The sequence below is a fragment of the Paracraurococcus ruber genome, assembly GCF_004353985.1.
GTDB classification, from domain to species: Bacteria; Pseudomonadota; Alphaproteobacteria; order Acetobacterales; family Acetobacteraceae; genus Paracraurococcus; species Paracraurococcus ruber.
On the sequence record NZ_SMOA01000001.1, the window covers coordinates 43,659 to 69,599 of the forward strand.

The window sequence follows — 25,941 nt, forward strand, 5'->3', positions numbered from 1 at the left end:
CCAGCCCTCCCGCAACCCTCAGTTTCACAACGACACCGGTCCGGTTCCATGGCAGGATTGCGGCCATGTCATGGACGGCGCCCGCATGGGGCCGCAGCATGCGGGAAGGAGAGGATGATGGCGGCGACCCGGTCTGATCGGACCCCGTGGCCTGCCGGCCGGGCCCGCGCCGGACGCTGAGCCATGGCGACCTCCACCGGCCGCAACGGCCGGGAGACCATCACCGGCAGGTCGAAGCGGCCCGACGCGCTCCGGGGCGATGGCGGCAACGCTTCCATCGAGAGTCGCGTCGTGGCGGCCAGTGAGGCCGGCAACCCCTTCGCCCCCCGCGCCGCGGACGCGATGGCCGACGGCGCAACCGAAAGCGACGTTTGTGGCAGGCCGGGCTGGAGCCTTCCGAGCGCCTGCCGCGTCGTGCCGGCAGGCCTGACCAGGTCCAGTGCAACGACAGCATACGAGGCCGCAGGATGAGCGGATCGGTCAACAATGATCCCGACGTGTTCGGTACGCCCGGACCCGACACCATCCTCGGCGGCGCTGCGACTCAGATCATCCGGGGTGACGACGGCGACGACCTGATCGACGGGGGTGGCGCCGCCCCGGGCGAGAACGACCAACTCCAGGGCGAGGGCGGCAATGACACGCTGCTTGGCGCCGTGGCCGGGAGCACGCTGCTCGACGGTGGGCCAGGCGACGACCGTCTCCTGTCCGCCACGCCCGATCTCGACACCCTGGTGGGCGGGGAGGGCAACGACACCATCATCGGCAGCGGCGTCGGCTTCGCATACATCGCCGGCGACGATTACGCCGACCTGTTCAGCGTGAATGGCGGCAACGACCCCGGCGGCAGTGACCTGCTGATCGGGCTCGACGGCGGGCGGTTCATCGCCGGCGGCGGCGGCAACGACACGATCTTTGCCGGCGGCAGCCTGCCCGCCGGCCCCGATTCCGTGCTCGGCGGCGATGGCGACGACATGCTCGTGCTGCGCGGCCGCCCGCAGGACTACCTGTTCACCCAGGACGCCTCGACCCTCTTCAACGGCGGCATCGGCTTCCTGAGCATCGCCGCCAATGGTGGCCTGGCAACCGAGAACCTGCTGTTCCGCAGCGTGGAAAAGCTTGCCTTCGGGCTCGACGCCGTGGCGCTGGAGAGCGGCGAAGCACCGATTGCGCTGGTGGACATCAGCCTGCTGTTCGGCGCGGACCGCCCGCCCATCGCGGTCGCCGATACGGTCGTCGCGCCGCGTGACGCGACGACCATCGTCGTCAGCCTTGCCGACCTCTTCGCCAATGACGTTGTGCTGGACGGCAATGCCTTCCTGCTGGGGTTCGTGACGACCACGAATCCGCCGATCGTCAGCGTTGCCATCAATAATTTCCCGGGAAGCTTCGATCCGGCGCTGTATCCGGACGGCGTTCTGGAGTTCACGCTCAGCGCGCCGCTGACCAGCGCCATCACCTTCCAGTACGCCCATCTCAACGACCCGGGCGCAACTCCTGGGAATACCGCCACCGTCACCGTGCAGCCTGCCGCCCCGGGCAGCGTGGCGAATGACCGGGTGCGCGGCAATGTCGGCGGGGAGATCGTCATCCCCTTCGCTGTGCTGCTGGCCAACGACAGCGGCGTCACCATCACCGAAGGGAGCTATTTGCCACCGTCGGATGGCAGCTATGTCGTCGCCATCGACCGCAGCTTCGAGCTGTTCCGGCTCTTCCATTACGGCACGGCGCCGCAGACCGCCGAGTTCACCTATACGGCGCGGGATGCCGGCGGATCCGCCTACATCGCCACCGTCACCGTCGATATCGACAACCGCCTGCCCATCGCTACCGACCAGACTCTCTATGTGCTGCCCGGCGTTGCCAACAGCTTCGAGTGGGGCGACATCGTGCGCATCCCGGCGAATGCCGACCCGGATGGCGATGCGCTGACGCTTGCGTTCTACAACGGCAGCGGCAGCAGCCCGTTCGGCACGCTGACCGGTTTCGGCGATGCCGACCTTGGCGGCATCACCTTCACGCCGCTTGCCGACTATGCCGGCGGCTTCTCCATCCAGTATGCGATCACCGACCTCGCCGACCTCGGTGGCGCGCTGCCGCAGGGACCCTATGTCACCGCGACGCTGACCTTCGCGGTAGGAGGACCGCTCGTCGCCCGGGATGACGGGCCGGTGGTCGCCACCATCGCCCGCGCCGGCTTCCTGACCGGCAACCGCGTGCTGGCGAACGACACCGGCTCCGACCTCAGCATCATCGGCCTGCTCGACGACCGCGGCACCGCCGACCCGGGCGACGACCAGGTGGTGTCCCGGCTCACCACGGCCGCGGGCACGCTTGTGGTCCTGCGGGCCGTGACCCCTGGCGAGCTTGGCACAGCCGATGGCTCGACCGCGGTCTTCGACCTGAACCCCTTCGGCACGCTGCTCGGCCAGCAGACCGCCTATGCCGGGCCGGACCGCTTCACCTATGTCGTGCAGGACAGCCTCGGCCGGCAGGCACGGGCGAGCGTCAGCCTGGACTTCGCCAACCGCCTGCCGGTCGCGGTCAACGACAGCCTGACGGTGGCCGCCGGCAGCACGCTGCGGTTCGCGCGCAACGATCTCCTCGCCAATGACAGCGACCCCGATCCCGGCCAGGTGCTGCGCGTCGCCGGCTACGCCGTCCAGAACCAGGCTGGCGAGGGCAGGCTCGACGTCGATCCCAACGACCCGAATTTCCTGGTCTACACGCCGCGCAGCCCGTCCTGGACGGGCAGCGAGAGCTTCCGCTACTTCATCACCGACGACAGCGATCCGGCCGGCACGCTGAGTGGCGCCGCCAACGCGCTGATCACCTTCACCGTCGGCGCGCCGCCGCCGGTCTTCCAGATCACCGCGGTGAGCCCCGAGCGCGTCGCGGAAGGCACCGCGCCCGGGTCTGCCAACAGCTTCAGCGTCAGCGTCGCGCGGGTGAGCGGCGATCTTGGCGCGGCCCGTGTCTTCATCGAGATCCAGGGCGCCGGCGCCGCGCCGGTCGGCCTCGACGACTTGGTCGATGGCCTGGGCAACGGCTACCTGCTCGACTTCGCCCCCGGCCAGATGACCGCGACGCTGAGCGTGCCGATCACGCTGGACAGCATGCTTGAGCCGGACGAAACCGTGCGGGTCACGCTTTCCCTCAGCACCTATGGCGGGGTGGATACGACGCCCTTTTTCGTCACCATCCTCGATGACGACCTGCCACCGCCGATCTTCCAGATCACCGCGGTGAGTCCCGAGCGCGTCGCGGAAGGCACCGCGCCCGGGTCTGCCAACAGCTTCAGCATCAATCTGGTGCGGGTGAGCGGCGATCTCGGACCGGCCCGGGTCTTCGTCGAGATCCAGGGCGGCGGCGCCGTGCCGGTCGGCCTCGACGACCTGTTGAACGGTTTGGGCAATGGCTACGCGGTCGACTTCGCCGCCGGCCAGACGACCGCGACGCTGAGCGTGCCGATCACGCCGGACAGCACGAATGAGCCGGACGAGACCGTGCGGGTCGCGCTGTCGTCCAGCACCTTCGGCGGGGTGGATCCGACGCCCTTCTTCGTGACCATCCTCGACGACGACCTGCCGCCGCCTGTCTTCCAGATCACCGCGGTGAGCCCCGAGCGCGTCGCGGAAGGCACCGCGCCCGGGTCTGCCAACAGCTTCAGCGTCAGCGTGGCGCGGGTCAGCGGCGATCTCGGCGTGGCCCGTGTCTTCATCGAGATCCAGGGCGCCGGCGCCGCGCCGGTCGGCCTCGACGACCTGGTCAATGGCCTGGGCAATGGCTACGCGGTCGATTTCGCCGCCGGCCAGACGACCGCGACGCTGAGCATGCCGATCACGCCGGACAGCACGAATGAGCCGGACGAATCGGTGCGGGTCGCGCTGTCGTTCAGCACCTTCGGCGCGGTGGATACGACGCCCTTCTCCGTCACCATCCTCAACGACGACGTGGCGAACCTCCCGCCCGTGGCGCTTGCCGACAGCTACACCACGCGGCCGGGCCGGGCACTGACCATCGACGCGCCGGGCCTGCTCGCCAATGACAGCGACCCGAACGGCGATGCGCTGATCGTCGGCGGCTTCCTCCCGCCCGCGAACGGGCAGCTCGATATCGTCACGAGCGGCAGCTTCATCTACACGCCCAATGCCGGCTTCGTCGGCCGGGACAGCTTCACCTACCGTGCCTTCGACGGCACGGTGTTCGGCAACTTCACCACCGTCACCATCGATGTGGTCAACGCTGCCCCCGTGGCGGTCGCCGACAGCTACACCGTGCAGGAAGGCCGGTTGCTGACGGTGGCGGCCCCCGGGCTGCTGGCCAATGACAGCGACCCGGATGGCGACACGCTTGCGGTGACCGGTTTCTTCGAGCCGGCGAACGGCACCGTCAGCTTGGTGACGAACGGTGGGCTTACCTATACGCCGAACCCCGACTTCGCCGGGACCGGCAGCTTCGCCTACGTCCTGTCGGATGGGACCATGACCACCAACGGCACGGTGACGATCACCGTGGTGGAGGGCACCCCGGTCGGCGTGGCGGACCGCTACAGCGTCCGCGCGGGCCAGGTGCTGACGATCGCCGCACCTGGCGTGCTGGCCAATGACAGCGACCCGAACGGTGACGCGCTCACCGTGATCGCCGTGTCCGCAGCGGCGAACGGCGCCACCAATCTGGTGACGAATGGCAAGCTGACCTACACGCCCGATCCTGGCTTCGTCGGGCAGGACAGCTTCGGCTACATCATCAGCGACGGCGTGCTGCGGTCGGGGCTCATCTCCATCACCATCGACGTGACCAATGCGCCGCCGGTGGCCGTCGCCGACAGCTTCACCGTGCAGGAGGGCCGGACGCTGACGGTGGCGGCGCCTGGTCTGCTGGCCAACGACAGCGACCCGGACGGCGACGCGCTCTTGGTGACCAGCTTCTTCCAGCCGACGAACGGCACCATGCGGGTAGTGACGGACGGCACCCTCACCTACACGCCGAACCCTGGCTTCGTGGGGACGGACAGCTTCGTCTACAGGGTCTCGGACGGAATCGCGACCGACATCGCCATGGTGACCATCACCGTGCTCGAGGGCAACCCCGTCGGCGGGGCGGACCGCTACAGCGTCCATGCGGGCCAAGTGCTGACGGTCCCGGCTCCCGGCCTGCTGGCCAACGACAGCGACCCGAACGGGGACCCGATCTTCGTGATCGGGGTCTACCTGCCGGCGAACGGTACGATCGACCCCAGGCTGAACGGTTTCCTCAGCTACACGCCGAACCCGGGCTTCGTCGGCCAGGACAGCTTCACCTACAGCCTCAGCGATGGCGTGCTGGGAAGCGATCTCGTCACCGTCACCATCGACGTGACCAATGCGCCGCCCGTGGCGGGCGCCGACAGCTACACCGTGGTGGCGGGTCGGACGCTGACGGTGGCGGCCCCGGGGCTGCTGGCCAATGACAGCGACCCGGATGGCGATACGCTCCAGGTGGTCGCCTTCTTCGAAGCGGCGAACGGTAGGGTCGACCCGGTGACGGACGGCACCTTCACCTACACGCCGAACCCTGGCTTCGTCGGGACGGACAGCTTCATCTACAGGCTCTCGGACGGATTCGTCACGACCGACGGGTCGGTGACCATCGCCGTGGTCCCGGACACCTCCGCCGACCTGTCGGTCAGCCTCGTCATCAACGCCGCCGAGCTCCCGGCCGGCGACACCACCGATCTCGTGGTCCGCGTCGACAATGCCGGCCCCGCCAGCAGCGGCGGTACGGTCCAGCTCACGCCAGGCCTTGGGGTAAGCTTCCTCGGCGGCGGCGAAGGCTTCGATCCGGCGACCGGGATCTGGACATTCGGCCCGATCGCGGCCGGCGGCTTCGCCGAATTCGCCATCGAGACCCTCTTCGCCACCGCCGGCACGCCGGACATCGTGGCCGAGCTGGTCACCGCCTCCGCCCCCGACCCCGACAGCACGCCTGGCAACGGCATCGGCAACGGCGAGGACGACGTGGCGGGCGCCAGCATCGCGGTCACGGTCCCGCCCGCGAGCGTGGCCCTGCAGACGGCGGATGTCGGCAGCGTGTCGGAGGGCAATGCACCGGCGTCCGGCGCCCTGGCCTTCACCATCCTGCGCAGCGGCAATCTCGACATCGTCTCGACGGTCGCCTTCACCCTCGGCGCGGGCCCGGGCCAGAGCGTCACCGCGGACGATATCGGGACCGTGGCCGTCGGTGGCACCGGGCTCGGCAGTGGCCTCGGCACCTATGCCGTGACCTTCGCGCCCGGCGAGGCGAGCCGCACCATCAGCGTCTTCAGCACCGGCGACCGCAATCCGGAGGACGATGAATCCATCCGGCTGACGCTGACCGGCGCCACCGGCGCGACGCTGTCCACCACCGGCCCGCTGAGCGCGACCGGCACCATCGCCAACGACGACGTCTATCCGACGGTCGGCTTCACCGCGCGCAGCGTCGGCGTGGTGCCGGAGGGCGACGACCCCGCCGACGGCGGCGTGCTGACCTTCACGCTCGCCCGCACCGGCGACCTCGACGTCCGCTCGGTGCTGACGCTCGGCGTCTTCCTCGACGTGGACAGCACGAATGACGACCTGTCGCGCATCGCCTGGGGCGGCAACGGCCTCGGCAGCACGACCGGCACCTACGAGATCGTGTTCGAGCCGGGCCAGGCCACGGGCGTCCTGACCGTCGCGGCGCGTGGCGACCGCCTGCCCGAGCCGACCACCGTCGTCGTGCTCGAGCTCTCGCCGGTTGCCGACGTCACGACCAACCCCGCGACCGACACCGCTGCCGGCGGCTTCGAGGACGACGATGTCTATCCGGTGATCGGCTGGGCCGCGACCGATGCTGGCGCGGTGCTGGAAGGCGACGGGCCGGGCCCCGGCGGGCTGCTCGCGTTCACGCTGACCCGGACCGGCGATCTCTCCTACGCCTCGGGCGTGACCTTCTCGGTCGGGGCCGGCGCCGGCGGCACCACCAGCGACGACATCGCCCTGGTGGCCCTGGGCGGCACCGGCCTCGGCAGCGGCTTCGGGACCTACACCGCCGGCTTCGCCCCGGGCCAGGCGAGCCTGACCATCGTCCTGGGGGCCGCGACCGACCGCGTGCCGGAGCAGGCGGAGGGCGTGGCGCTGACCCTGCTCTCGGCCACCGAGGGCACGCTGGTCCAGATGGCGGCGCGAACCGCCATCGGCCGCATCCTGAACGACGACCCCGTCACCGGCACGCCGGGGCCCGACAGCCTGGCGGGCCGCCCCGGGGCTGACACGCTGCTCGGCCTCAGCAGCAACGACACGCTGGCGGGCGGCGGCGGGGCGGATTCGCTCGATGGCGGCGCCGGCCGCGACATCGCCGTCTTCGGCATCGGCGCGGATGCCGCCACCTGGCAGGCGGACTTGGTGGCCGGCACCTGGACGGTCACCAGCGCCCTCGGCGTCACGACGCTGCGGGATGTCGAGGTGCTGCAATTCTCCGACCGCAGCGTGCGCCTGCCGGGCGCGGTCACCCCGCAGGACCTCGACGGCAACGGCGCGGCCGACATCCTCTGGCAGGCGGCGGGTGCGCCGCTGGTGCTGTGGTCCATGCAGGGCCTGGCCGCGACCGTCGCGGCGATCGGATTCGTCGGTCCGGAATGGTCCGCATCGGGCACCGGCGACCTGGATGCTGACGGCAAGGCGGACCTGCTCTGGCGCGCGCGGGATGGCAGCCTGGTCGGCTGGCGGATGGACGGGCCGGCGGTGACGAACGGCGCGCTGATCGGGCAGGTGGACCCGTCCTGGCAGGTCGCCGCCCTGGCCGACACGGATGGCGACGGCAAGGCAGACATCCTCTGGCGCAATGCCGATGGCAGCGTCGTGCTGTCCCGCATGGACGGCCTCGTGGTGCAGTCCTTCGCCAGCCTCGGCAATCCCGGCCTGGACTGGCAGGTGGCGGCGGCAGCGGACCTCGATGGCGACGGGCGGGCGGATATCCTGTGGCGCGCGGCCGACGGAACGGTCGTGCTGTGGCGTATGGATGGCGCCACGGTGCTCGGCGGCGGGGCGATCGGCACGGTGGAGACCAGCCAGCAGGTCGCCGGCACGGGCGACCTGGACGGCGACGGCCGCGCCGACATCCTATGGCGCAACGGCAACGGCACCGTCGTGGGCTGGCTGATGGACGGGACGACGGTGCGGCAGGCGGCCATCATTGCCGCGCCGGGTCCGGACTGGGACATCGCCGCCATCGGCGACTACGATGGCGACGGACGGTCAGACCTGCTCTTCCGCGGGCTGGACGGGTCGGCGGTGATCACGCTGATGAACGGGCTGACACCGGTCGGCGGCGGCGCATTGCCCAACCCGGGTACGGATTGGGTCGTCCTCTAGGCCCGCGGCCCGGCGCCGCGGCGTGGTCAGCCGGGGCCTTGCCCCGCCCCGGCCTCCCTCAGGCCCCGCCGCGACGCTTCTCGCCGGCGCCAGGCGACCGGGGCACGGTCGGTCCGCAGTGCCTGCGGCAGGCGACCACGCATGGCCAGCGCGGCGGCCAGCAGCCAGGCGACGCCGCCCGCCGCGATCTCCGCCAGCAACGTGGCCCAGGGCGGTGCCGCCAGGTTGTCCCGCGCCAGCAGAACTGCCGCTGCCATGACCAGGCCGGCGAAGACACCGGGGGCAACCTTGCGCGCCAGCCAGGCGGGGGACCGGCCGATCTCCCGCAGCACCAGGATGGTCAGCACCGGCGGCAGCGCCAGGGATGGCAGCACCCAGGCCAGCGCCGCGCCCTCGGCCGTGTGCGGCCGGACGATGGCCAGCGCCGCCAGCGGCAGGGCCAGCGTCACCGCAGCGATCTCCAGGTTCCGCCGCGCCTTCCCCAGCGCGACGAACAGGCTGTGCGTATCGCCGTAGAGGAAAGTGAGGGCGGCGCCACAGGCGACGATCCGCGCCGCTTCCCCGAGTCCCGCCCAGGCCGGGCCCAACAGCAGCGCCACCATGTCCGGGGCGACGAGGCCCAGGCCGAGGCAGATCGGCAGGGCCAGCATCGACTGCAGCTCGGCCAGTTCGCCATAGCGTTCCGCCAACGCCTCCCGGTCATGCTGCAGGGCGCAGAGCCGGGCCATGGAGATGCGGGAGACGGTCTGCCAGACCACCGCGACGGCGGCATCGACCAGCCGGAAGGCGAAATGCGCCACCGCCAGCACGCCCGGCACCACCAGGATGCTGAGCGCGAGGAGGAAGAGCCGGTACTTGCCCGCCTGCACCACGGCGGCGGCGATCTGCGGCAGGGCGATCGGCCAGAGATCGGCCAGCGCCGCGCGGTCCAGCCGCGGCCGCAGGCCAAGGCCGCCGCGCAGCATCAGCAGGAAGGTGACCAGGGTGGAGACCGCCTGCGCGCCGATCATCGCCCAGGGCCCGTGCCCGGTCCAGGCAAGGCCGAGGCCGACCGCCAGCGCCACCGGCTGCCCCAGCAGCAGCCGGCCCGACAGCAGGCGGAACCGCTGATCCCGGACATAGAGGCCGGAGGCGGTGCCGGAGAAGGCGGCCATGGGCAGCAGCGGCGCCAGCGCCAAGGCGAGCCAGATGATCACCGGCTCCCCAGCCTCCCGCGCCAGGAGCGGGCCGAGGGCGGCGACGACGGCACCGCCCAGGATGCCGAACAGCACCGCGGCGGTGGCCGCGCTGTCGGCATGCCGCTGCTCCAGCTTGGCCAACCGCACCAGCGAGTCGGGAAAGAGTGACCCGACCACCAGTTCGGCGATCAGGAAGGCGGCGATGGCGACGGTGCCGGTGCCGGCGGCATGCGGGCCGATGACCCGGCCGATGACCAGCATGGACAGCAGGGAGAAGCAGGCGGCAGCGATGCTCTCGGCGAGCACCCAGACCGGCGCATGGGCCGATGGGAGGCGAAGGGGCAAGGTTGGGTGTCCGGAGAAAGGGCGGGCGCACTGACGCAAGACCTCCCGCGCCCGGCGGTGGCCGGCGCGCGGGACGTGAGGCTGGGGACCGACGGAAAACGGCCGGTCCGGGCCAGGGGTCAGGGCGGCGTCACGCCGGCTGCATCGGACATGGGGAGACGGCTAGGGCCATGGCACGCCACGGTCCAATGGACAGACGGTGATTCCGGTTGCGCAGCGGTCTCCGTTGGGGAGGGCGGCCAGGGGAGGGAAAGGATCCTGCGGCAGGAGTGTTCCTGCGTACGCATGGCTTCCACCCGATATGGTGGGTGACAATGCGATAGTGCCACCATATATGGATTGGAAGGCCCCGGGCTTCGGGGCCGCATGGAAGGCCAGCAATGGACGGTTCCCTCCCCGGCGCGGATTGGGCGCGGCATGTCAGGCTCCCGGGAGCCAGCTTCGGCACGGTCCCGGCGCCCGCGCGCGCACTCGACCCAGGCATGGGGATCGCGGTCGCACGCCGCACCATCTTCCGGCCGGAGGATAAGGAGGACTTCGGCCGCGTCGCCGACCGCGTGGCCGCCGGCAACATGGCGCTGCTCGGCGCCGAGGCGGACCCGGTGGAGCAGGCGCGGCTGCGCAACGCCATCGCGAGCGGCGCCCTCATCACTTCCGGCCGGCACCTCCAGCATGGCGATGCGGCGCAGCCGGGCCGGAACATGGAAGTGTTCACCAATTGTGCGACCGCCGCAGCCTCTTTCAGCCTGTTCTACCTGCTGCTGAACGGCAGCGGCGTCGGCCGCGCCTATGACGACGACCTGGCGGTGGTGGATTGGGGCCGGGCGCCGCGCCTGCTGCTGCGGCTTGACCCGAACCATGCCGATTGGCCCCGCACCCGCGCCGACCTGCACCGCTTCGGCGCGGAGTTCGGCCTGCTGCCCTGGGGCGCGACCCTCGAGGCCTTCTCGGCAGAGCAGGAGGCGGCGGTCCGCGCCTGGATCGTGCGGGAGGTGGTGACGGACGCCACGGCTCCGCCCAACGACGCCATCCGCCACGCCATCGCCGATAGCCGGGAAGGCTGGGCGAAGGCGGTGGAACTCCTGGAAAGCATGGCCTTCGCCGGCGCCGCCGACCGCACGCTGCTGCTGGACCTGTCGCTGATCCGGCCGCGCGGCGCGCCGATCGGCGGCATGCAGGGGCGCCCGGCTTCCGGCCCGCTGTCGCTGCTGCGCGGCCTCGTTGCGCTGCGCCGGCACGTGATCGAGCCGGCGCGGCGCCGCGGCCCGGACGATGCGGCGCTGCAGCCCTGGGAACAGGCGTTGCTGGTGGATCACTACCTTTCGGTCGAGGTGCAGGTGGGCGGTGCCCGCCGCGCCGCGCGCATGGCGACCAAGAACTGGCGCGATGCCGGGATCCTGCGCTTCATCCGCGCCAAGTCGGAAGGCGGGCTCTGGACCGCCAACAATTCGGTGATGGTGGATGCGGCGTTCTGGGACGGCGTGCGCGCCGCAAGGTCCGGCAGCACGCAGCCGGAGCACGCCCACGCGCTGGCCGTGTTCGAGGAAGCGACGCGCTGCGCCTTCATCAATGGCGAACCGGGCTTCATAAACGGCGACCGGCTGGAGGACATGCGGGTCGGCGCCGCCCGCGCCAAGCCGGTCCATGCGGATGGGCGCGATGTCCGCTCCGCCCGCTATCGGGCGGACCATGCCGTGCCGCTGCTGGCCGAACTGGCGCGTCGGGCGCAGACCGCATGCTTTCCGGTGACGACCAATCCTTGCGGCGAGATCACGCTGCATGTGACGGGCGGCTATTGCGTCATCGCGGATTTCGCGCCGCTGCTGGCCTGCCCGGTGGAACTTGGCGGGATGACGCCAGGCGCCGTGCCCGCCGATGTCGCCGCCGCCTGGGATGCCCGGGTGGAGGACAGTGTCCGCCTTGGCGTCCGCTTCCTGATGCGCGCCAACCTGATGGATGCGCTGTACGGGGAGGAGGTGCGGCGCACCAACCGCATGGGCCTCGGGCCGACCGGCCTGCATGAATGGGCCTGGATGCGTTGGGGCCTGGGGTTCGACGACCTTCTCGACGAGGACCGCGCCGCGCCGTTCTGGGCGATGCTGGACCGGCTGTCGGCGGCCGCGAAGGCCGAGGCGCTGGCCTATGCCGACCAGCTTGGCCTGGCGGAACCGGTCACCATCACCACCGTGAAGCCCGCTGGCACCACCAGCAAGCTGTTCGGCCTGACGGAGGGCGCGCATCTGCCGCCGCGGCGGCAATATCTCCGCTGGGTGCAGTTCAAGGGCACGAAGGACGACGGCGGCGCCTGGGCCGCCGACAGCGATCCGCTGCTGGCGGAATACGAAGCGCGCGGCTATCCGATCCGCACCCTGCGGAGCTTCCCCGGCATGGCCGTGGTGGGCTTCCCGACGCTGCCGCTGATCCAGCGCCTCGGCATCGGGGATCGCCTCGTGACGGCGCCGGAGGCATCGCCGGAAGACCAGTATCGCTGGCTGTCGCTGCTCGAACGCCACTGGATCGGCGCCGAACGGGGAAATCAGGTCTCCTACACGCTGAAGGTCTTCACCGACCGGCACGACCTGGAGGCGTTCCGCGCCATGCTGCTGGACCACCAGCCGCATATCCGCTGCTGCGCCATCCTGCCCAGCCGGCCCGACCACGCGCTGGGCTACGAATACCTGCCGGAGGAGGAAGTGCCCGCCGGCCGCTTCGCCGCGCTGGTGGAATCGGTGCGCGACCCGGCGCTGCATGAGGCGGTGGACTTGGCGCATCTGCAATGCGCCGGCGGTGTCTGCCCGATCTGAGGACGCGTCAGCGCCGCGCGGCGTCGCGCCGCACGCGCACCAGGACCTCGATGCCGCCCGGGCGATCGGCAAGCGCCTGGCGCAGCAAAGCCAGCAGCGTCTCGGGCGAGACGTCGAGGTCCACGGTCTGCCCGGTTTCCTCATAGACCAGGTGCGAATGCGGCTCCGGCACCGTGTCGAAGACCGGCTCGCCGGAGATGCTCGGCAGCCGGCCCAGCAACCCATGCGCGGCCAGCATGTCCAGGTGGCGCGCGAGCACCTGCGGCGCAGCGGGCAGGCCGGCGCGGGCGGCAAGCGCCTCGGCATCGGCCAGCGTCACATGGGTCTCCGGCGCGGCGCGCAGCAGGGCCAGCAGCCGGGCAAGGTCGCCTGTCCCGGGCAGCCCGGCGCGCCGCAGATCCTGGCGACACAGGCCAGCCAGGCTGCGGCCCATCGTTGTCCTCCCGTCCCTTCAGTCTTGGCCGCGCCGGGCACAGGCCCCGGCGCGGCGAGCGATGGCTGGATGCGGCCTGCGAATCCGCCAGTGGCCGCATGTCACGCGACGAACCGGGCGCCGCAGGGGTCCGGCTGCGGCCGAGAAAAAAGGGGCGCGGCCGGTTCCCCGGCTGCGCCCCGTCAGCCTCGCTCAGGCGAGGTCGAAGCGGTCCAGCTCCATCACCTTGGTCCAGGCCGCGACGAAGTCCTGCACGAACTTCTGGTGGCCATCGCCCTGGGCATAGACTTCGGCGACCGCGCGCAGCACCGAGTTGGAGCCGAACACCAAGTCCACCCGCGTGCCGGTCCACTTCACCGCACCGCTGGCGCGGTCGCAGCCTTCATAGACCCCGCCCTGGTCGTTGGACGGACTCCAGGCCGTGCCCATGTCCAGCAGGTTGACGAAGAAGTCGGTCGTCAGCGCGCCGGGCCGGGTGGTGAGCACGCCGTGCTTGGCGCCGCCATGGTTGGCGCCCAGCACGCGCAGGCCGCCGACCAGCACCGTCATCTCCGGCGCCGTCAGCGTGAGGAGCTGGGCGCGGTCCACCAGCATCTCCTCCGGGGAGACAGTGTATTCGCCCTTCAGGTAGTTGCGAAAGCCATCCGCCTGCGGCTCCAGCACCGCGAAGCTGGCGGCATCCGTCTGCTCAGCCGTCGCGTCGGTGCGTCCGGGCGTGAAGGGCACGGTGATGCCGATGCCGGCCTCCTTCGCAGCGGCCTCGATCGCCGCGCAGCCGCCCAACACGATCAGGTCGGCGAGGGAGACCTGCTTGCCGCCGGTCGCGCTGGCGTTGAACGCCTTCTGGATCTCCTCCAGCTGCGCCAGCACCGCCGTCAGCTGGGCCGGCTGGTTCACCTCCCAGTCCTTCTGCGGGGCCAAGCGGATGCGCGCGCCATTGGCACCGCCGCGCCGGTCCGACCCGCGGAAGGTGGAGGCGGAGGCCCAGGCGGTGGTGACGAGTTGCGAGACGCTGAGGCCGGAGGCGAGGATCTTCGCCTTCAGCGCCAGGATGTCGCCCCCATCGATCAGCGCATGCGTCACCGGCGGTACCGGGTCCTGCCAGATCAGGTCCTCGGCCGGGACGAGCGGGCCGAGATAGCGCACCTTCGGGCCCATGTCGCGATGGGTCAGCTTGAACCAGGCGCGGGCGAAGGCGTCGGCGAACTGGTCCGGGTTCTTGTGGAAGCGCTCCGAGATCTTGCGGTACTCGGGGTCCATCTTCATCGCCATGTCCGCCGTGGTCATCATCGGCGGGTGGCGCTTGGACGGGTCATGCGCGTCCTCGACCAGGGTCCAGGCGGCCTTGTCCTTCGGGTGCCACTGGTGGGCGCCGGCGGGGGACTTGTGCAGCTCCCACTCATAGCCCAGCAGCATGTCGAAATAGCCCATGTCCCAGGTCGTGGGCTTGGGCTTCCAGGCGCCCTCGATGCCGGAGGTGATGGCGTCGCCGCCCTTGCCGGACTTCCAGCTGCTGAGCCAGCCAAGGCCCATCGCCTCGATCGGCGCGCCCTCGGGCTCCCGGCCCACATGGTCGGCGGGGCCGGCGCCATGCGCCTTGCCGAAGGTATGGCCGCCAGCGACGAGGGCGACGGTCTCCTCGTCGTTCATCGCCATGCGGGCGAAGGTCTCGCGGATGTCGCGGCCCGAGGCGAGCGGGTCCGGATTGCCGTTCGGGCCTTCCGGGTTCACGTAGATCAGGCCCATCTGCACCGCGGCCAGCGGGTTCTCGAGCTGCCGGTCACCGCTGTAGCGCTTGTCGCCCAGCCAGGTGTCCTCGTTGCCCCAGTAGATGTCCTCCTCCGGCTCCCAGATGTCCTCGCGGCCGCCGCCGAAGCCGAAGGGCTTGAGCCCCATGGATTCGATCGCGCAGTTGCCGGTGAGGATGAACAGGTCGGCCCAGGAGATGCGGTTGCCGTATTTCTGCTTGATCGGCCAGAGCAGGCGGCGCGCCTTGTCGAGGTTGCCGTTGTCCGGCCAGGAATTCTCGGGCGCGAAGCGGTGCGCGCCGTTCGAGGCGCCGCCGCGGCCATCCCCGGTGCGGTAGGTGCCGGCGGCGTGCCAGGCCATGCGGATGAAGAAGGGACCGTAATGGCCGTAATCGGCCGGCCACCAGTCCTGCGAGGTCTTCATCAGCGCGAAGATGTCCTGCTTCAGCGCCTCGATGTCGAGCTTCTTGAACTCCTCGGCGTAGCGGAAGCCGGGGCCCATCGGGTTCGACTTGGCGGAATGCTGGTGCAGGATCCGCAGGTTGAGCTGGTTCGGCCACCAGTCGCGAATGGACCGGCCGCCGAAGCTGGTGTGCTTGGGCGGGCCGTGGATCACCGGGCACTTGCCGGCGCTGCTTCCGTCCATGGTCGCTCTCCTGTCTTGGTTCGGTTGCTCGACCGGGCCCGCGGGAAGAAGGCAGGACGAAAGCCGGACGGGCCATGGGCCCCGCCCATCCTCCCCCGGATGCTTGGTCTTGCCCAACGCTACCGCCATCACGACAATCGAAGGAAGCCCCGCCCTTCAATCGCGGCGATAGGCATTCCCTATAACGGCAGCACGACTGACCCGATGAACCTCCGCGACCTTCGATACCTGCTGGCGGTGGCCGAGCATGGCCATTTCGGGCGTGCCGCGGAAGCCTGCGGCGTCAGCCAGCCCACACTCTCCGTCCAGGTCCGCAAGCTGGAGGAGTTGCTCGGCGTGGCGCTGTTCGAGCGCACGAGCAAGGCGGTGGCGCCGACCGCCGCCTGCGAGAGGCTGCTGGGCCATGTCCGGATGGCGGTGGCGGAGGCGGATTCGATTCTGGCGGTGGCGGCCAACCTTCGGGACCCGCTGGCCGGGCGCTTCCGCCTGGGCATCATCCCGACGCTGGCACCCTACCTGCTGCCGCTGGTCTTCGCCGCGCTGAAGGATGCGCTGCCGGCGCTGGAGGTGGAACCCTGGGAGGACCAGACCACCGCCCTGTTGGATCGGCTGCGGGCGCATGAACTGGACGCCGCGCTGCTGGCGACCGCGGTGGACGGGCCGGACCTGGCCAGCGAGGTGCTGTTCGACGAGCCCTTCCTGGCCGCCCTGCCACCCGAGCATCCGCTGGCTGCGCGAGCCGTGGTGGCGGAGGAGGACCTGGCCGAGGACATGCTGGTGCTGGCCGAGGGACATTGCCTCCGCGACCAGGCGCTGGCCGCCTGCGGCCGCGGCGGTGCGCTCGGCGGCGCGCTGCGGGCCGCCAGCCTGTCGACGCTGCTGAACATGGTGGCGGCGGGGTATGGCACTACCATGATCCCGGGGCTGGCGGCCGGGGCGGCGCAGGATGTGGGCATCGTGCTGCGGCCGCTGGCGGCGCAGGCCGGGCGGACGGTGCGCATCGCCTGGCGGGCGCGCTACCCGCGTCGGTCGGCGGTCGATGCGGTGGGAGAGGTGATCGCGGCGCGACTGCGTGGCTTCGCCGCCGGGGCGACGGCCGGGACCATCTGACGCCAGCCTGCGCCCATACCGGTATTCGCCGCCCGGCATGAGGCCCGGGACGCCGCCTCCCGGCCGCCGGGCCGGATGCGATGCCTGCGGGCCGCGCTTCGCCGCCGGCGATGGACGGCAGCGCCTGGGCCTGCCTCGCCGGTGCCATCCGTGCGCCGTGCCGCCCGGCTTCCGTGCCGGCCCCGCTGCGCGCACACTCAACCGGCCCGGCGCAGGCCCGGGCCCTTGCAGGGGAACCATGCCGGCATGATCCGCGCCGCCATCATCGGGCTGGGGGCCTGGGGCCAGAATCTGGTCCGCCACCTCGGCCCCGACAGCCCGCATATCCGCTTCACCGCCGCCGCCACCCGCACGCCGGCGAAGGCGCGCGACTTCGCCGCGGCGCATGGGCTGCGGATGCTGGAAAGCTACGAGGCGGCGCTGGCCGACCCCGAGGTGGATGCGGTGGTGCTGGCGACGCCGCACACCCAGCATACCGGCCAGATCATCGCCGCCGCCCGCGCCGGCAAGCCTGTGTTCAGCGAGAAGCCGCTGGGCGTGGACGCCGCCGCGGCCCGCGCCGCCGCGCAGGCCTGCGCCGAGGCAGGCGTTACCCTCGGCGTCGGCTACAACTGGCGCTTCCAGCCGGCGCTGCGGGAGATCCGGAGGCTGATCGAGGACGGCACGCTCGGGCGCGTGCTGCACATGGAGGGGAATTTTTGCGGCGCCAGCGCCTACCGCTTCCCGCCCGGCCATTGGCGGCATGACCGGGAGGAAGGGCCGGCCGGCGGCATGACCGGGCGCGGCGTGCATGTGGTGGATGCGATGCTGTACCTGGCGGGCCCGATCGCGCAGGTGACGGCGCAAAGCTTCCGGCTGGTGCAGGACTATGGCATGGACGACACCACCTCCATGCTGTTCCGCTTCCGCGGCGGCGCCACCGGCTATCTCGGCACCGTCATCGCCACGGCGGAGACCTGGCGGCTGCAGGTCTTCGGCAGCGAGGGCTGGGCCGAGGTCGGCGATGTCGAGCACCTGCATACCTGGAGCCTGAAGCTCTGCCGCCTGGACCGCGCCGACATCGCGCGGAAGGCGCCGCCCGAGGTCATCACCTATTCGGCGGCGCGGACCGAGCGCGCCGAGCTCGAGCATTTCGCGCAGGCCGCGCTGGCCCGCCGCCCGCTGGTGACGCCGGAGGGCGATGCGGTGCACAATGTCGCGCTGCTGGACGCCATCAGGGCGTCCATCCGCAGCGGCGCGCCGGTGCCGGTCGCATGACATGGCGCAAGTCCTGGCCGGGGTGCCGCGCGGCATGAGGCGACGCGGGCTGCTCGGCCTCGCCGCGCTGGGCGGGACGGCGCAGGCGCAGGGGGCGGGCTGGCCGACGCGGCCGATACGCGTCGTCGTGCCCTCCCCGCCCGGCGGGCCGCCGGACCTGATCCTGCGGGTCATCGCGCCGCGGCTGCAGTCGCTGCTCGGCCAGCCCATCCTCACCGAAAACCGTGCCGGCGGCGGCGGGCTGGTCGGCACTGCCTATGTCGCGCGGCTTCCGGCGGATGGCTACACATGGCTGTTCACCACCGCTTCCCATGTCAACATCCCGCCCTTCAACGACAATGCCGGCTACGACCCGGTGCGGGACTTCGCGCATGTGACGCTGGCTGCGCAGAATTTCGGCCAGGCGCTGGTGGTGCATCCCGCCCTGCCGGCGCAGGACCTGGCCGGGCTGCTGGCGCTGGCACGGCAGCGGCCGGGGCAGCTGACCTATGTGAATGCCGGCAACGGCACGGCCAGCCATATCCCGGCCGAATTGCTGCAGGCGATGACCGGCACGGATCTCCTCTCCGTTCCCTATCGCGGCGTCGCGGAGGGGATGACGGATCTGCTGGCGGGGCGCGTGGACCTGTTCTTCGTCGGCACGCAAATCGCCGTGCAGCATGTGCAGGAGGGGAGGCTGCGCGCCCTGGCGCTGACCGGCGCGCGTCGCTGGCGCGGGCTGCCGGCGGTGCCGACCATGGCGGAACAGGGGCTGCCGGGCTTCGAGGTGGTGAACTGGTTCGGCCTATGGCTGCCCGCCGGCGCGCCGCTCGGTATGGTGCAGCAGATCCACGCCGCGGTAGCGCAGGCGGTGGAGGATCCGGAGGTGCGGCGGCAATTCGACGCGCAGGGGCTGGAAGGCGTGGCCATGCCACCCGGCCGCTTCGCCGATTTCGTCGCGGCGCAGGCCCGCATCGCGCAGGACATCGCCAGGCGGGTCGGGACGAAGCCGGTGCCGTAGCGGCCGTGGCCCGGCGCGCCTTGGCCTGCGGAGCGCCGATCGGCGAGTCCGGCCCGCGCAGGCGGCGGCCGGTCGGCTTGTCGCCCTGGCGGGCACGCGGTACCGGGGATGGGCGGCAGCGCGGCCCGGCCCGGCTGCCGGGGACGACGGCGCCGGGCGGAAAAGGACATCCCGCGCGCATGCCGCCCTCCCGCCTCTCAGGCCCCGACCTGGCCGTCGGCCTTTGCGTCCTGTTGCTGGGCGCGGTGGTTCTCTGGCAGGCGACCGCCATCCCGGACTCGCCGATCTATGCCCAGGTCGGGCCGAAGGCGGTGCCCTATGCGGTCGGCGCCGGGCTGCTTGCGCTCGGCGCCGGGCTGACGCTCAGCGGGCTGCGCGGCGGCTGGTCCTGGACGCTGGAGGAGGTGCGGGAGGCGCCACCCCGCAACCTGCGCGCCTTCCTGCTGCTCCTGGCCGGGTTGCTGGTGAACCTGGTGCTGATCGTGCCGCTCGGCTTCTCGCTCGCCGCCGCGGGGCAATTCGTGCTGGTGGCGGCCGCCTTCGGGTCCCGCCGCACCCTGCGCGATGCCGGCCTGGCGCTGGTGCTGTGCCTGGCCGTGTGGTTCGGCTTCGTCGAGCTGCTCGGGGTGAATATCGGCGCCGGCCTGCTGGAGGAAGCGGTGCTGCTCGCCCTGGGTCAGGAGCCAGCCTGAGATGGACGCGATCGCCGGCCTCTCCCTGGGCTTCTCGCATGCGCTGACCCTGACGAATCTGGGCTGGGCGCTGCTGGGCTGCTTCCTCGGCACCGCGGTCGGCGTATTGCCGGGCATCGGGCCGGCGCTGACCATCGCGCTGCTGCTGCCGATCACCTTCCAGGTGCCGGCGACCGGCGCCTTCATCCTGTTCTGCGGCGTCTTCTACGGCGCGATGTATGGCGGCTCCACCACCTCCATCCTGCTGAACACGCCGGGCGAGAGCGGGTCCATCATCACCGCGCTGGAAGGCGCGAAGATGGCGCGCAGCGGCCGCGCCGGCCCGGCCCTGGCGACGGCCGCCATCGGCAGCTTCGTCGCCGGCACCATCGGGACGCTGGGCATCAGCTTCCTGGGCCCGGTGGTGGTGGATGTCGCTCTCATGCTCGGCCCGGCCGAGTATTGCGCGCTGATGGTGCTGTGCTTCGTCACCGTATCGGCGGTGCTCGGCGGCTCCGCCTTGCGGGGGCTGACCAGCCTGTTCCTCGGCCTCGTGCTCGGGCTGGTCGGGATCGACCTGCAGACCGGCCAGCCGCGCCTGACCTTCGGCATCCCGGAATTGCTGGACGGGGTGAATGTGGTGCTGGTCGCCGTCGCGCTCTTCGCGGTGGGGGAGACGCTGCACCTCGCCTGGCGGCATGTCGAAGGACGGCAGGAAGTGCGGCAGGTCGGCCGCCTCATGCTGTCCCGCGCCGATCTGCGGCGAAGCGTCGGGCCCTGGTTCCGCGGATCCCTGCTCGGCTTCCCCTTCGGCGTCATGCCAGCGGGCGGGACCGAGATGCCGACCATGCTCAGCTACTATGCCGAGCGGAAGCTGGCCTCACCGGAAGCGCAGAAGGAGTTCGGCACGACCGGCGCGATCGAGGGCGTGGCGGGGCCGGAGGCCGCGAACAACGCCGCCGCGGCCGGGATCCTGGTGCCGATGCTGACCCTCGGCCTGCCCACCAGCGCGACGGCCGCCATCATGCTGAGCGCCTTCCAGAGCTACGGCATCAATCCCGGGCCGCTGCTGTTCGAGCAGCAGGCGGACCTGGTCTGGACGCTGATCGCCAGCCTCTATGTGGCGAACCTGATGCTGGTGGTGCTGAACCTGCCGCTGGTGGGCTTGTGGGCGCGCATCCTGACCGTCCCGCAGCCGCAGCTCTATGCCGGCATCCTGGTCTTCGCGACCATCGGCACCTATGGCATCAGCAACAGCGTGACCGACCTTGTCCTGCTCTATGGCATCGGTCTGGTGGGCATGCTGATGCGGCGCTTCGACTTCCCGACCGCGCCGGTGGTGATCGGCATGATCCTGGGGCCGATGGCGGAACAGGCGATGCGCCAGGCGCTGACCATCAGCCAGGGGGATTGGACGGTCTTCGTCACGCGGCCTGGCAGCCTGGCGATCCTGCTGCTGGCGCTGGCGGCGCTGGCCGGGCCGCGGCTGTATGCGGCCTGGGCACGGCGGGGGTGAGGGCGGGCGGATACTCGTCGCCTGGGCCGCTGCGCTGCCGGTCGGCAACCATGACCCGCGCGCTCGGGTTCCGGTTGATGGGCTTCTGATCCGGCCTGGCCTCCGCGCCGCATCGGCACGGAAGCCAGGCCGTCGCACGCGGACCGCGACCCTTGGTCGCTATTCCGCCGCCATCGCCGGCACCCGCCAGTCGCCCAGCCTGGCGCGGGGCAGGCCCAGATGGTCGCGCAGGGTCGGGCCGGTGTAGTCCTTGCGGAACAGCCCGCGCCGCTGCAGCTCCGGCACGACATGCGTGACGAAATCGGCATAGCTGCCGGGGACCACGCAGGCGCCGATGACGAAGCCGTCGCAGGCCTTGGCGGTGAACCATTCCTCCAGCTTGTCGGCAATCTCCTTCGGCCCGCCCACCATGTTCATCGGCGGCTTGCCGCGGCCGCTGCCCACCATGAAGTCCCGCACCGTCGGGTTCTTCTTGCCGGTCGCCTTCACCACCCGGTCGCGGATCGCCTGCAGGCCCTGGATGCTGGCCATCTCGGCATCGGTGAAGGGCTCATCCATGCCCTTGCTGGCGAAGTCGAAATTCAGGGCTTCCGACAGCAGCGACAGCGCATCGATCTCGAGCGGCAGGCTGGCGATCAGCGCTGCCTTGTCCTCCGCCTCCGCCCTGGTGGCGGCGCAAATGGGGTAGCACAGCGTCGCCACCTTCACGCTGTCCGGGTCGCGGCCGGCGGCGGCGACCATGCGCTTGAACTCCTCATAGTCCTGCTTGCCGGACGCGACGTCGTGGTAGGAAACGAAGACCATCTCCGCCCAGCGGGCGGAGAAGCGCTTGCCGCGGCCGCTGCTGCCGGCCTGGATCAGCACGGGGCGGCCCTGCGGGCTGCGCGGCACGGTGAAGGGCCCGCGGGACTGCAGGAAGCGGCCCTTGAAGTCGATGCGGTGGACCTTGTCGCCGTCGCCGAAGCGGCCCGACTCCTTGTCCACGATCAGCGCGTCGTCCTCCCAGGAATCCCAGTGGCGCAGCACCACCTCGACATGCTCGTCGGCGCGGTCGTAGCGCCGGTCGTGCTCCATCATCTCGGCATGGCCCATATTCGCGGCCTCGCCGTCGTTCAGCGACGTCACGACGTTCCATGCGGCCCGCCCGCCGCTCATCAGGTCGAGCGTCTGGAAGCAGCGGGCGACGTCGAAGGGCTCGAAATAGGTGGTGGAGGCGGTGGAGCCGAGGCCGAGCCGGGAGGTCACCGCCCCCATCATGGTCAGGGTCACGATCGGGTCCAGCTTCACGCAGCGGATCCCGTGCTCGATCGTGTGGTGGTGGTCGGACCCGTAGCGGTCCGGCATGGACAGCCGGTCGTCGAAGAAGCCGAGGTCGAATTTCCCGGCCTCCAGGATGCGGGCGATCTCCTGGAAGTAGTCGGCGGTGAGGAAATCCGTCCGGCTGTCCTTGTGCCGCCAGGAACTGGCGAGGGTGGTGCAGTTCTGCGCCTGCAGGAAGCCGACCAGGTGCATCTGAGCCATGGATGTTTCCCTACCCTTCGCCACGAAGTGTCCCGCCGCCCCCGGCGCAGGTCAACGCTGGCCGCGGCCGCCACCGGTGCTAGCATCCCCCCACCCGGCCCGCAGAGGCCGCCGCGGGAGAGAGACGCCATGCCGATCCGCCGACGCGCGGCGCTGTATGCCCTGCTGGCCACCCCCCTGGTGGCGCGGGCCCAAGGGGGCGCGGTTGGCACCTGGCCGGAGAAGCCGATGCGCTTCGTCATCGGCGGCTCGGCCGGCGGCGTTTCCGACATCCTCATGCGGATCCTGGAGAACCGCCTGCGGGAACGGCTGGGCCAGCCCATCGTGCTCGATCCCCGGCCGGGCGCCGGCGGGATGGTCGGGGCGGAACTGGTCGCCCGTGCGCCGGGCGACGGCTACAATTTCTATATCAACCACATCGCTTCCCACGGCATCGGCCCAACCCTTTACCGGCGGCTGTCCTTCGACCCGTTGCGCGACCTGCCGGGGGTGGCACGCCTGGCCGCCATGCCCAACGTGCTGATCGTCAAGGGCGACAGCCCGTTGAAGACGGTGGCCGATTTCGTCGCCTTCTGCCGCGCCAACCCCACGCGCGCCACCTTCGCCTCGGCCGGCACCGGCACCTCCTCCCACCTCTCGGGCGTGCTGCTCGGCCTGCGCATCGGCATCGAGACAACGCATGTGCCCTATCGTGGCACCGCGCCCAGCATGGCGGCGGTGATGAACGGGGAAGTCCTGTTCGCCATCGACAACGCCCCGGCCAGCCGGCAGCAGGTGCTGGCCGGCATGTTGCGGGCGCTGGCGGTCAGCACCGCCGCGCGCGCCGGCACCATGCCGGAACTGCCGAGCCTGCAGGAAAGCGGCATCCCGGATTTCGACGTCGCCTCCTGGTACGGGATCGTCGCGCCTTCGGCGACGCCGCGCCCGATCGTCGAGCGGATGGGGGCGGAACTGGTGGCGGCGCTGCAGGACCCGGCGCTGGCGCAACGGTACCGGGAGTTCGGGGCGGACCCGGCGCCGCTCGGCCCCACGGACTACGACGGCTACATGCGGGCCGAGGCGGCCAAATGGGCGCCCGTCGTCCGCGCCTCCGGCGCCACGGTGGATTGAGCCGGATGCGCCGTGGTGGAGCGGGCGGCACGCGCCGCCGCACCCTTCTCGCCGCCCCCGCCCTGCTCGTCGGACCGGCGCGGGCGCAGGAGGGCTGGCCAGACCGGCCGCTGCGCTTCGTGGTCAGCGCCCAGGTCGGCGGCGTCTCCGACATCCTGGTCCGGATCTTCGAGGCGCGGCTGCGCGAGCGCCTCGGCCAGCCGCTCTATGTCGACCCGCGGCCCGGGGCGGGCGGGCAGATCGCCGCCGAGAGCGTGATCCGACCGCAGGACGGCCACAGCCTGCTGGTGAACCATATCGCCGGCCATGGCATCGGGCCCAGCCTGCACCGCAACCGCAGCTACGACCCGCTGCGGGACATGCCGGGCGTGGTGCGGCTCTGCGCCATGCCGAATGTGCTGATCACGCGCGGCGCCCTGCCAGTGCGCAGCGTTGCGGAGCTTGTCGCGCATATCCGCGCCAATCCGCGGGCGGCGACCTTCAGCTCGGCCGGCTCCGGCACCTCCTCCCACCTCTCGGGCCTGCTCTTCGGCCAGATCATGGGCGTGGAGGTGACGCATGTGCCCTATCGCGGCACCGCGCCGAGCATGCTGGCCGTGCTGAACGGGGAGGTGCTGTTCAACATCGACAACGCGCCGGTCTCCCGCCCGCATGTCGTCTCCGGCGCGCTGCGTGCCATCGGCGTCAGCACGGCGAAGCGGGCGGCCGCCATGCCGGACCTGCCGACCCTGGCGGAGCAGGGGGTGACGGGCTTCGACGTGGCGTCCTGGTACGGCATCGCGGCGCCGGCGGCGATGCCGCCGCCGGTGGTGGCGAGGCTGGAGGCGGTGTTCCTCGAGGCGCTGCGCGACCCGGGCATCCACGCCCGCCTGGCCGAGATCGGCGCCGAGCCCTGGCCGCTGGGCACCGCCGCCTACAACGCCTTCATGCGGGCGGAGGTGGCGCGCTGGGCGCCGGTGGTCGCCGCGTCCGGCGCCACGGTCGATTGAAGCCGCATGTGACAGCCCGGGCAGGACCGGGTAGGGCCGCCCGATGCCGCCAGCGAAAGCCGCCAATCTCGCCCTGATCGTGTTGGCCCAGGTGCTGGCACTCGCTCTCTGGTTCTCCGGTACCGCCGCCGGGCCGGCCATGGCGCGGGACGAGGCGCTCCAGCCTGGCTTCCTCGCCTGGCTTACCGGCGGGGTGCAACTGGGCTTCGTGCTGGGCACGCTGGGCAGCGCGCTGCTCGCTCTGCCGGACCGGCTGGACCCGCGGCGGCTGATCGCTGCGGCGGCGCTGCTCGGCGCGTTGGCCAATGCGCTGATCCTGCTGCTGCCGGTCGGTCACCCCGGGGTGATCCTGCTGCGCGGCGTGACGGGGCTGGCGCTGGCCTGCATCTATCCCGTGGGGATGAAGCTGGCGGCCGGCTGGGCGACGAAGGCGGATGCCGGGCTGGTGGTCGGGTTGCTGGTGGGCGGACTCACGCTCGGCTCCGCTTCGCCGCACCTGGTGAACGCCGTCGGTGGGCTGGGCTGGCGGACGACGGTCGGCACCGCCTCCGGCGCGGCGCTGCTGGCGGCGGCGCTCATCCTCGGCACGCGGCTCGGGCCCGCGCATGCGCCAGCGCCGCCCTTCCGGCCGGGCCTCGCCCTGCTGCTGTTCCGCACCCGCGGCACGCGGCTGGCGACGCTCGGCTATCTGGGCCATATGTGGGAGCTGTATGCCATGTGGGCCTGGATCGGCGCCTATCTGGCGGCAAGCTTCGCGGTGGCCGGCGCGGCGGGCAATCCCGCCGTCGCCACCTTCGCGGTGATGGCGGCAGGCGCGCTGGGTTGCGTCGCAGGCGGGCTGATCGCCGACCGCATCGGGAAGGCAAGGCTGACCATCTGGGCCATGGCGATCAGCGGCGCCTGCTGCCTTCTGGCCGGCCCGGCCTTCGGCGCCGCGCCCTGGCTGACGGTGCTGCTCTGCCTGGTCTGGGGCGCCGCGGTGGTGGCGGATTCCGCCCAGTTCTCGGCCAGCGTGGCGGAGCACGCGCCGCCGGGCCTCGCTGGCACCATGCTGACGGTGCAGACCTGCCTGGGCTTCGCCCTGACGCTGCCGGCCATCCACCTCCTGCCTCTGCTGGCGGAACGCTTCGGCTGGGGCGCGGCCTTCGCCGCACTGGCCATGGGCCCCGCGCTCGGCTGCCTGGCGATGGCGCGGCTGCTGCCGACCCGCGCAGCCTAGCCTGCGGCCTCCAGGGGCC

At 71.4% G+C, this 25,941-nt stretch carries 15 protein-coding genes; 11 read left to right on the forward strand and 4 right to left on the reverse strand.

The features are described 5' to 3' along the window. Positions 1–183 precede the first annotated feature (183 nt). Together E2C05_RS00210 and E2C05_RS00215 are read left to right on the forward strand one after the other, a co-directional pair. Complete coding sequence (locus tag E2C05_RS00210) at positions 184–471, forward strand: hypothetical protein (RefSeq protein WP_133217562.1); 288 nt, start codon at positions 184–186, stop codon at positions 469–471. Continuing rightward, positions 468–8,375, forward strand: coding sequence for an Ig-like domain-containing protein (locus E2C05_RS00215; RefSeq protein WP_133217563.1), 7,908 nt, complete (start codon positions 468–470; stop codon positions 8,373–8,375). The genes E2C05_RS00210 and E2C05_RS00215 overlap by 4 nt, the downstream gene beginning before the upstream one ends. Before the next feature lie 26 nt (positions 8,376–8,401). Here E2C05_RS00215 and E2C05_RS00220 read toward each other — a convergent pair whose 3' ends face one another. Continuing rightward, on the reverse strand, positions 8,402–9,898 hold the full coding sequence (locus E2C05_RS00220) for an oligosaccharide flippase family protein (protein WP_133217564.1): 1,497 nt from the start codon (positions 9,896–9,898) through the stop codon (positions 8,402–8,404). A gap of 380 nt (positions 9,899–10,278) precedes the next feature. Between E2C05_RS00220 and E2C05_RS00225 the strand changes: the two genes are divergently transcribed. Beyond that, on the forward strand, positions 10,279–12,702 hold the full coding sequence (locus E2C05_RS00225) for a recombinase (protein WP_133217565.1): 2,424 nt from the start codon (positions 10,279–10,281) through the stop codon (positions 12,700–12,702). A 7-nt stretch (positions 12,703–12,709) separates the two neighbouring features. Here E2C05_RS00225 and E2C05_RS00230 read toward each other — a convergent pair whose 3' ends face one another. Then, complete coding sequence (locus E2C05_RS00230) at positions 12,710–13,135, reverse strand: helix-turn-helix domain-containing protein (protein ID WP_133217566.1); 426 nt, start codon at positions 13,133–13,135, stop codon at positions 12,710–12,712. Positions 13,136–13,327: 192 nt separating this feature from the next. Continuing rightward, positions 13,328–15,529 carry a catalase/peroxidase HPI gene (gene katG, locus E2C05_RS00235; RefSeq protein ID WP_133217567.1) on the reverse strand — a complete coding sequence of 734 codons (2,202 nt, stop codon included), beginning with the start codon at positions 15,527–15,529 and terminating at the stop codon, positions 13,328–13,330. 204 nt (positions 15,530–15,733) lie between these two features. On the opposite strand from katG, the gene E2C05_RS00240 reads away from it, so the two are divergent. The 5 genes from E2C05_RS00240 to E2C05_RS00260 all read left to right on the forward strand — a co-directional run bounded on the left by E2C05_RS00240 (position 15,734) and on the right by E2C05_RS00260 (position 21,083). Beyond that, entirely contained in the window at positions 15,734–16,639 is a 906-nt protein-coding gene (locus E2C05_RS00240; protein WP_133217568.1) for a LysR substrate-binding domain-containing protein, read from the forward strand. A gap of 246 nt (positions 16,640–16,885) precedes the next feature. Then, entirely contained in the window at positions 16,886–17,896 is a 1,011-nt protein-coding gene (locus E2C05_RS00245) for a Gfo/Idh/MocA family protein (protein ID WP_158291846.1), read from the forward strand. 34 nt (positions 17,897–17,930) lie between these two features. After that, positions 17,931–18,896 (forward strand): tripartite tricarboxylate transporter substrate-binding protein, encoded by a 966-nt coding sequence (locus tag E2C05_RS00250; protein ID WP_158291847.1) that lies wholly within the window; start codon positions 17,931–17,933, stop codon positions 18,894–18,896. Between the two features lie 179 nt (positions 18,897–19,075). Then, on the forward strand, positions 19,076–19,588 hold the full coding sequence (locus E2C05_RS00255) for a tripartite tricarboxylate transporter TctB family protein (RefSeq protein ID WP_133217571.1): 513 nt from the start codon (positions 19,076–19,078) through the stop codon (positions 19,586–19,588). 1 nt (position 19,589) lies between these two features. Continuing rightward, positions 19,590–21,083, forward strand: a complete 1,494-nt coding sequence (locus E2C05_RS00260) for a tripartite tricarboxylate transporter permease (protein WP_133217572.1) — start codon at positions 19,590–19,592, stop codon at positions 21,081–21,083. 159 nt (positions 21,084–21,242) lie between these two features. Here E2C05_RS00260 and E2C05_RS00265 read toward each other — a convergent pair whose 3' ends face one another. After that, positions 21,243–22,604: an LLM class flavin-dependent oxidoreductase gene (locus tag E2C05_RS00265; protein ID WP_200305334.1), complete on the reverse strand. Its 1,362-nt coding sequence runs from the start codon at positions 22,602–22,604 to the stop codon at positions 21,243–21,245. 129 nt (positions 22,605–22,733) lie between these two features. On the opposite strand from E2C05_RS00265, the gene E2C05_RS00270 reads away from it, so the two are divergent. Genes E2C05_RS00270 through E2C05_RS00280 form a run of 3 tightly spaced genes read left to right on the forward strand, consistent with a single transcriptional unit; the run spans position 22,734 to position 25,922 of the window. Beyond that, on the forward strand, positions 22,734–23,714 hold the full coding sequence (locus tag E2C05_RS00270) for a Bug family tripartite tricarboxylate transporter substrate binding protein (RefSeq protein WP_133217573.1): 981 nt from the start codon (positions 22,734–22,736) through the stop codon (positions 23,712–23,714). Between the two features lie 5 nt (positions 23,715–23,719). Continuing rightward, positions 23,720–24,703: a Bug family tripartite tricarboxylate transporter substrate binding protein gene (locus tag E2C05_RS00275; protein WP_158291848.1), complete on the forward strand. Its 984-nt coding sequence runs from the start codon at positions 23,720–23,722 to the stop codon at positions 24,701–24,703. Positions 24,704–24,746: 43 nt separating this feature from the next. After that, positions 24,747–25,922 carry an MFS transporter gene (locus E2C05_RS00280; protein WP_133217575.1) on the forward strand — a complete coding sequence of 392 codons (1,176 nt, stop codon included), beginning with the start codon at positions 24,747–24,749 and terminating at the stop codon, positions 25,920–25,922. Positions 25,923–25,941: the final 19 nt, after the last annotated feature.

Excerpts from the sequence above, each read along its gene's own strand:
- E2C05_RS00265 (WP_200305334.1), bottom strand. The coding sequence starts at position 22,604 with ATGGCTCAGATGCACCTGGTCGGCTTCCTGCAGGCGCAGAACTGCACC.
- E2C05_RS00240 (WP_133217568.1), top strand. The coding sequence starts at position 15,734 with ATGAACCTCCGCGACCTTCGATACCTGCTGGCGGTGGCCGAGCATGGC.
- E2C05_RS00280 (WP_133217575.1), top strand. The coding sequence starts at position 24,747 with ATGCCGCCAGCGAAAGCCGCCAATCTCGCCCTGATCGTGTTGGCCCAG.
- E2C05_RS00275 (WP_158291848.1), top strand. The coding sequence starts at position 23,720 with ATGCGCCGTGGTGGAGCGGGCGGCACGCGCCGCCGCACCCTTCTCGCC.
- E2C05_RS00245 (WP_158291846.1), top strand. The coding sequence starts at position 16,886 with ATGATCCGCGCCGCCATCATCGGGCTGGGGGCCTGGGGCCAGAATCTG.
- E2C05_RS00250 (WP_158291847.1), top strand. The coding sequence starts at position 17,931 with ATGAGGCGACGCGGGCTGCTCGGCCTCGCCGCGCTGGGCGGGACGGCG.
- katG (WP_133217567.1), bottom strand. The coding sequence starts at position 15,529 with ATGGACGGAAGCAGCGCCGGCAAGTGCCCGGTGATCCACGGCCCGCCC.
- E2C05_RS00210 (WP_133217562.1), top strand. The coding sequence starts at position 184 with ATGGCGACCTCCACCGGCCGCAACGGCCGGGAGACCATCACCGGCAGG.
- E2C05_RS00270 (WP_133217573.1), top strand. The coding sequence starts at position 22,734 with ATGCCGATCCGCCGACGCGCGGCGCTGTATGCCCTGCTGGCCACCCCC.
- E2C05_RS00230 (WP_133217566.1), bottom strand. The coding sequence starts at position 13,135 with ATGGGCCGCAGCCTGGCTGGCCTGTGTCGCCAGGATCTGCGGCGCGCC.
- E2C05_RS00255 (WP_133217571.1), top strand. The coding sequence starts at position 19,076 with ATGCCGCCCTCCCGCCTCTCAGGCCCCGACCTGGCCGTCGGCCTTTGC.
- E2C05_RS00215 (WP_133217563.1), top strand. The coding sequence starts at position 468 with ATGAGCGGATCGGTCAACAATGATCCCGACGTGTTCGGTACGCCCGGA.
- E2C05_RS00225 (WP_133217565.1), top strand. The coding sequence starts at position 10,279 with ATGGACGGTTCCCTCCCCGGCGCGGATTGGGCGCGGCATGTCAGGCTC.
- E2C05_RS00260 (WP_133217572.1), top strand. The coding sequence starts at position 19,590 with ATGGACGCGATCGCCGGCCTCTCCCTGGGCTTCTCGCATGCGCTGACC.